Raw genomic sequence first — 6,248 nt, 5'->3', positions numbered from 1 at the left:
GGCGTCGCGCTCGTCGATGTGGAGCGCGAGCTTGTCTTCTTGCCGCTGTACTCGACGGTGCCGGCGACGACGCGATCGAAGACCGGATTGTCGGGGTCGTCGACGACCAGCAGGTCGCTCCCCTTGCGTTCTTGCGTGTCGGTGATTTCGCCGAAGTAGTCCTCGACGAACGCCTCCATGTCGGGAACCCGATCTTCGAGGTGCTCGCCGCGTCGCATCTTGTACTCTCGCATAGAAGTCGATTTGGCCCTGCCTTACTCTTTTCGCGTTTCGTCTTCTGGCTCGTGGACGAGTGTGCCGCGGTGACACTCCGGACGAAGTCGCCACGCCGCAGCGACGAGGACTCGACCAGCGTCGTAAAGTCACACTCCGGACAGCGGAACTGGCCGTCGGGGACGGTCAGCGTCGTCGTCTCCGTGGCCTGCTCTTCGTCGTCCTCGTCGATCGTCCCGATCGTGTCGGGCTGCCACTCGTCGTCGCCCGGGCTCTTCGGGCCACTCGCCAGGCTGGCGGCTGCCCTGCTCGACGGGATCGTCGTCGTCCTCGTCGATGATCATGGCGTCGTCGGCGTCGGGGTCGTCCGCGTCGATCTCCTCGGTATCGACGGCCGAGGACCCGCTGCCCAGTTGCTCGTCGCCGTCCTGCTCGTCGATCTCGGGGTCGACCGTGGGGTCGGCCACTCGTCGACGGCCTCCTCGGACACCGGCTCGTCGGATTCGGCGTCGATGATCTCTGCACCGGTATCGGCATCGGGCGTCGACGGCGTCTCCTCGCCGCCGACGATCTCCGAGGCCGACAGCTTCGCCGGCCGCCGGAACGTCCTCGGTGTCGTCGGGCTCCTCGTCCGACGGTTCGCTCGCTTCGGCCGCGTCGGACTCGGACTCGCTTTCGGTGTCCGGCGTCGTCGCTTCGGCCTCCGACGCCGCCGTCTCTTCGGTCGTCTCGACGTCGTCGGGTGTTTCGATCGCCGTGACCTCCTTGTTCTCGGAGACGACGCGCTCGGTGCCACACCGCTCGCAGGTTTCGACCTCTCGGATCGTGATGACGACTTCGCTACCCTGCTCTTCGCGGTCGCGCTCGACAGTCGTTTCTCCGTACGCGTGCCCAAGCACGGAGCATTTGAGACCCATTGTCACGACATGGCCCGCTCCGAGTGATAAGCCTACTGCTTGGGACGACTGCGAGTTGCCCGCCCGACTTCTCGCTCGGGGACAAACACAAGGGGGTTCCACGACTATCTCCCGGTATGAGAGCGAAACCGGAGTACCGCGACCGTCCCGACACGCAGGTCGCGGTGCTGGATGCCCTCGCAGATCGCCCCGAGGACGGGATGACCGTCTTCGAACTCCGGTCGCGGGTCGACGCCGACATCGACCACCTGGAGGACGCCCTCGCCGAACTGAAGGCGGACACGCTCATCGAGGTGACACGGGACGGCGAGCGGACGGTCTTCTCGCCCCGGTCGGGCGTCGTCGGCGAGCACGAACCGACCGACGAGGAGTCACTCGTCGACGTGATCCGGCGTCGCTTCTCGCCAGCCCTGCTATACAAAGTGTCGTCGTTTCCGGGACCGCACATCGTCTGCCATCGATCCGGTACGGACCGACGACCCCGATCAATCCGCCGTCGCGGCGCAGTTGTTCGGCCCCAGTTCCCACTCGAAGGCGTCGTCGTCGCTCGGCGTCCGTCGGCCGAGGTTGGCTGCGACGATGGCCTCGGCGTTGGCCGGACGCGGCGGGACGTTCTCCGTGACGCGCTCGACGAACGTCGCCTCGTCGACCGCGAAGGCCCACAGCCGTTCTCGGAGCTGGCCCAGCGTCGCCGCGTAGCTGCCGTCGTCGTTCCGGATCGTTCGCTCGCCGACGTGACCCGGCGCGATCAGTGTCTCGTCGTCGAACGCGTCCAGCCGTTCGGTCAGCGTCGCGTACAGTTCTCGGGCGAACGCCGCCGCGTCGTCGCTCGCTTCGAGGTCGGGGCGGGCGACGCTCTCCAGAAAGAGGCTGTCGCCGGTCAGCAGTACGTCCCCGACCGCGATGCCGGTCATCCCCGTCGTGTGGCCCGGCAGCGCGACCGTCCGGAGCGTCGTCTCGCCCAGGCTGCGCGTCTCGCCGTCGGCAAGCGTTCCGATGTCGTCGACGACGCCGCGCTCGTGGGCTCTCGCGGGCAGCAGCGCCTCGCCGCCGGTCGCCGCCGCGACCGACCGCAGGCCGCTGACGTGGTCAGCGTGGACGTGGGTGTCGATCACGTACTCGATCGTCGCGTCCCGTCGTGTCGCGTCCGCGGCGTACCGATCGGCGAACGCGCGCAGCGGATCGACGACGGCCGCCACGCCGTCCGCGACGATCTGGTAGCCCAGACAACCCGAGGCCGGTCGCTGGTACTGGACGATCGTCGTCTCGCCCGCGTCGAGTTCGTGTGCCTCGTACACAGCCGTCCATCCCGCCCGCGAGGTTGTGCGCGTCGACGCCGGCCTCCGTCAGCAGCCCGGCGACGTAGGCACTCGCCTCCCCGCGGGCACAGACGACCGTGATCGGCCCCTCGCCCGCGACCTGTGCGGCCAGCTCGTCGACCGAGCCGCGGACCTGTGCCTGCAGGGCCTTCGCGAACGAGTGCTGTGTCGCCGTCACCGACGGCCCGGCGATGTGCCATCGCTCGTACTCGTCGCGGTCGCGCACGTCGAGCAACCGAACCGCCTCGCCGTCGGCCAGCCGTCCGGCCAGCGTCTGGCTGATCGTCGCCGGCTCGACCGGCGGGTCGGGGTAGGACTCGGACATAGCCGCCCGTACGGCCCCGTGGGTGATAAGATGTGACACGGGCCCCGAGGTTAAGGTGTGTCGGCGCGTCGTTCCAGTATGGACGCCGACACGTTCGTCGAGCGGTCCGTGCGGACAGCGCGACCAAACTCGACCGGCTCGGTTCGGAGAAAGTACTGCTCGCGGCGACGGACGCGAATCTCGAACCCGCCACCGTCCGGGCGACGCTGTCCGGACGCGAGGCGGGCCGACGAGCGGTCTTCGATGCGTGGGCCGACGAGGCAGACGGCCCGGCGGCGGACGCCTTCGAACGGGCCAGCGAACGCGCGGCAACGCGATACGGGACTCTCTCGGCCGACCTCGACGAGCCGCCGACGGAGACGGCGTGGCCGGTCGTCGAACACCTCCGGGGGCTCGCGGCCGACGCCGGGCGGGTGCGCTGGTCGCGACCGGCCTCGTCGGTGATCGGACGACCCTCCAGGCGATCAACTTCTTCGTCAACGAGGGCGACGACGCCACGGCCGACGCGTGTCGCACCGTCCGGTCGTCCCACGGCGAGGACGCCGACGACGGCGCGGCGCTGGTGGTCGCAGCCGAGCCCGACCGCGCCCAGCGGGCGGCCGCCGAGACGATCGCCGTCGCGTACGACGACTACGCCCAGCGTCTCGACGCCATGGGGCTGGACCCGCGACCGGTGTGTTGACGCGGGGCTCGCCCGCCCGGAGCGCCACTTTTCGGGCCGGTGATCTGTGACCGATTTCGCCACCCGGTGGCGAAATCGGTCACAGATGGACAGCCGGTCGTAGGGCTGTTGTTGCTCGCTGGGGTGCTCGACGTGAAGTCGCGCACTCGGTAGCTCGGCGACACACTGCCGACAGAAGCGGTACGCACGGTCGTTCTCGGTGCCACACTCCGGGCACCGACGCTCCGGTCGGCTCGATCGGCCACCTCGACCGACGGGGTGTCGGACACGCCGTCGGCCGTCGGCTCGGATCGGCTCGACCGGTAGGCATACAGCAGTGTCAGGAGGTGCGCGAAGAGCAGGCCCGCGATCGCGGCGTACACCCACTCGGTCCCCAACATACGTACGACTACGACGGGTACGTACTTGAGGATTGTGCCATTCAGTGTCACGATCGGCGGCGCGGGTTTATCAGCGAACACGCGCCCAGCGACGCCATGGCACACCGCGCACTGGTCGCCTACTGGGACGGCGACGGCTACCGTCTCCACTACGCACACTGGGGGACGGGGCTGGCCGCTGCGATCACGCCCGAGACGCCGTTCGGTGGCCGACGAGACCGCTCACGGGTCCCGCCCGTTCCCGACCGGATCGCCAACCAGTTCGACCTCGCTTCGAGCCGGGACGACGCCGTGACGCGCGTCGATCCGCGACCGCTGGCCCGGCAGCTGGCCCCCGCCGACGTGCTGGCGGCCGTCGATCCGACGATCGAGGCTCGTCGTCGTCGGACCCGCCGACGAGACCAGCACCTACCTCGTTTGTCCGCTCGGTCTCGACGGCGGTGAGCCTCGCCGTCGCCGGCCCGACGGCCGACGAGAACGGCTCCGTCGGACGCTGGTCACTGCCAGGACCGACTCGGCGAGCTTGTCGACGCCGGGGCACTGTCGCCGGAGCGCACGCCGTGCGCTCTGGGAGACGCTCGCGCGACTGGCACCGCTGTACCCGATCGACGACGCGTCCTTTTTACGACCCGACTGACTACGGCCGAGCGTGACGACCCACGGGGACGCGACCGAGACGCTGTCTGACCCGGACGTCGACGCCGCCGGTGACCTCGTCGAGCGGGGGATCGACGCGGGAGCGCTGGTGACGCTGTTTGGCCGTTGTCGGGTCGACTACGACGGACGCGCGACGAGTACGCTGGGTCCGGGCGACCGCCACGTCATGCTCAAACCCGACGGGGCGGCGCTGGTCCACACCGACGAGGGCCAGCAGCCGGTCAACTGGCAGCCGCCGGGCTGTGAGCACGCGGTCCGCGTGGTCGAGGGCGAGTTCGTCGTCGAGAGCGAGCGGTCCTCGCCCGACGAACTGCTCGCGATCGCCTTCGAGTCGCTGGCCCACGTCGGCGTCTTCGACGTGACCGACCCCACCGACCTGTCGCTGACTGGCACGGAGGCGGATCTGCGCGAGCGGATCCTCGACGATCCCGACCTCCTCGAACCCGCGTTTACCCCGCTCGCGACGGAGCGGTCGACGCCCGCCGGTGCGATCGACATCTACGGCGAGGACGCGGACGGGCGGACCGTCGTCGTGGAGCTGAAACGACGGCGCGTCGGACCGGACGCGGTCGGACAGCTCGACCGGTACGTCCAGGCGCTCGGGCGCGATCTCCACGACGAGGCCGAGATCCGGGATCCTCGTCGCTCCGTCGGTCACCGACCGTGCCCGCGAGCCCTGGCCCAGAAGGGACTGGAGTTCGTCTCGCTGGCACCGCCGGAGAACTGATACTGTCGGCTGTCACTGGTACAAGATCGTGGCCCGTCCAGCCAACGAACTCCTCGAAAGACGTGTAGCCGATAGTGTGGCTGTCTCGACGGGCTCTTGTGGGTATCGAGACTCCTCGACCGGGTACCGTCGCCGAGTCGATGCCGGCTCCCGAACACGCTGGCCTTTTTTTACCGGTGACCTGTTACCTTTCGTCGGTGGCAATGACGAAACGTTACCCCTCTGAGCCCTTTCTGACGAGAGCTTTCACCAGAGCCACCACTCTCGACTCGCGAGGGGCGGTCACTGCTCGTCGAGTACGACCGGGACGCCAGCGGCCGCCACGTCGGCCGCGAAGGCCCGCGAGTCCGTCGCCAGCGTCGAGAACGTGTTGTAGTGGACCGGCATGACGAGGTTCGGCTCGATGGTCGCGGCCAGCCCCGCGGCCTCGTGGCGGTCCATCGTGAACCGCTGGCCGATCGGCGGGCAGAACAGCGACACGTCGACCGAGCGATGGCCCGGCAACACGTCGGTGTCCCCCGGCCAGAACGCCCGCGTCCCCTCCACGTCGACGAGGAACCCACAGCCGAATCCCTCCGGGTGGTAGGAGTCCCGTCCGGGCGCGTGTGGGGGCCGTCCGGCTCGTTGTGGGCCGGCGTCGACCAGACGGAGACGCCGTCGACCGAGAGGCTCGTCGTCGCGTCGACCGTCCGCAGTTCGTAGGGTAGTTCGGTGATCGGCGCGAGCCCGCGCTCGCGGTCCTGCCCGTCGATCCCCTCGAAGGCGACGACGGTCGCGTCCTCGCTCGCCACCCGCTCGATGCCGTCGGGGTCGTAGTGGTGGACGTGGCTCACACAGATCACGTCCCCGTCCTCCGGCCGGTAGTCGCGTCCCGGCGGGTGGTTCAGTCCCTCCTCGTCGGGCTCCCACTCGCCGGTGAGGACGCCGTACCGTCCGGGTCGAAGTAGACGACCGTCTCCTCGCCCGCGAGCCGGATCGTGGCGTAGCCGAGCCACTCGACGGCGAGCCCGTCGTGTCGAACAGTCATT

General features: G+C 69.2%; 4 protein-coding genes and 5 pseudogenes. 4 read left to right on the top strand and 5 right to left on the bottom strand.

The window, feature by feature from the left end; translation table 11 throughout:
- Together AC5FRZ_RS15910 and AC5FRZ_RS15905 are read right to left on the bottom strand one after the other, a co-directional pair.
- A pseudogene (locus AC5FRZ_RS15910) lies at positions 1-233 on the bottom strand (DUF5611 family protein); the annotation flags it as partial.
- A gap of 129 nt (positions 234-362) precedes the next feature.
- Positions 363-1,130 carry a DUF7093 family protein gene (locus tag AC5FRZ_RS15905; RefSeq protein WP_493565063.1) on the bottom strand — a complete coding sequence of 256 codons (768 nt, stop codon included), beginning with the start codon at positions 1,128-1,130 and terminating at the stop codon, positions 363-365.
- 116 nt (positions 1,131-1,246) lie between these two features.
- Between AC5FRZ_RS15905 and AC5FRZ_RS15900 the strand changes: the two are divergent.
- Positions 1,247-1,528: pseudogene (locus AC5FRZ_RS15900) on the top strand (DUF6432 family protein); the annotation flags it as partial.
- A gap of 87 nt (positions 1,529-1,615) precedes the next feature.
- Here AC5FRZ_RS15900 and AC5FRZ_RS15895 read toward each other — a convergent pair.
- A pseudogene (locus tag AC5FRZ_RS15895) lies at positions 1,616-2,774 on the bottom strand (MBL fold metallo-hydrolase).
- A gap of 364 nt (positions 2,775-3,138) precedes the next feature.
- Between AC5FRZ_RS15895 and AC5FRZ_RS15890 the strand changes: the two are divergent.
- The gene (locus tag AC5FRZ_RS15890; RefSeq protein ID WP_493565062.1) at positions 3,139-3,456 is read left to right on the top strand and encodes a hypothetical protein; all 318 of its coding nucleotides are present in this window, start codon (positions 3,139-3,141) and stop codon (positions 3,454-3,456) included.
- 183 nt (positions 3,457-3,639) lie between these two features.
- Here the strand turns inward: AC5FRZ_RS15890 and AC5FRZ_RS15885 are convergent.
- A pseudogene (locus AC5FRZ_RS15885) lies at positions 3,640-3,822 on the bottom strand (hypothetical protein); the annotation flags it as partial.
- Positions 3,823-3,932: 110 nt separating this feature from the next.
- Between AC5FRZ_RS15885 and AC5FRZ_RS15880 the strand changes: the two are divergent.
- Together AC5FRZ_RS15880 and nucS are read left to right on the top strand one after the other, a co-directional pair.
- Positions 3,933-4,280, top strand: coding sequence for a DUF6735 family protein (locus tag AC5FRZ_RS15880; protein ID WP_493565061.1), 348 nt, complete (start codon positions 3,933-3,935; stop codon positions 4,278-4,280).
- Positions 4,281-4,485: 205 nt separating this feature from the next.
- A complete protein-coding gene (gene nucS, locus AC5FRZ_RS15875) occupies positions 4,486-5,220 on the top strand; it encodes an endonuclease NucS (RefSeq protein WP_493565060.1) in 735 nt (244 codons plus the stop codon).
- Between the two features lie 282 nt (positions 5,221-5,502).
- On the opposite strand, the pseudogene AC5FRZ_RS15870 reads toward nucS, so the two are convergent.
- A pseudogene (locus AC5FRZ_RS15870) lies at positions 5,503-6,247 on the bottom strand (MBL fold metallo-hydrolase).
- Between the last annotated feature and the right edge of the window lies 1 nt (position 6,248).

The organism is Halomicrobium sp. HArcht1-1, from assembly GCF_058933285.1.
This window is presented reverse-complemented; position numbering and strand designations above follow the sequence as displayed.

Coding starts and splice junctions, on each gene's coding strand:
- AC5FRZ_RS15905 (WP_493565063.1), bottom strand. CDS start 1,130: ATGGGTCTCAAATGCTCCGTGCTTGGGCACGCGTACGGAGAAACGACT.
- AC5FRZ_RS15880 (WP_493565061.1), top strand. CDS start 3,933: ATGGCACACCGCGCACTGGTCGCCTACTGGGACGGCGACGGCTACCGT.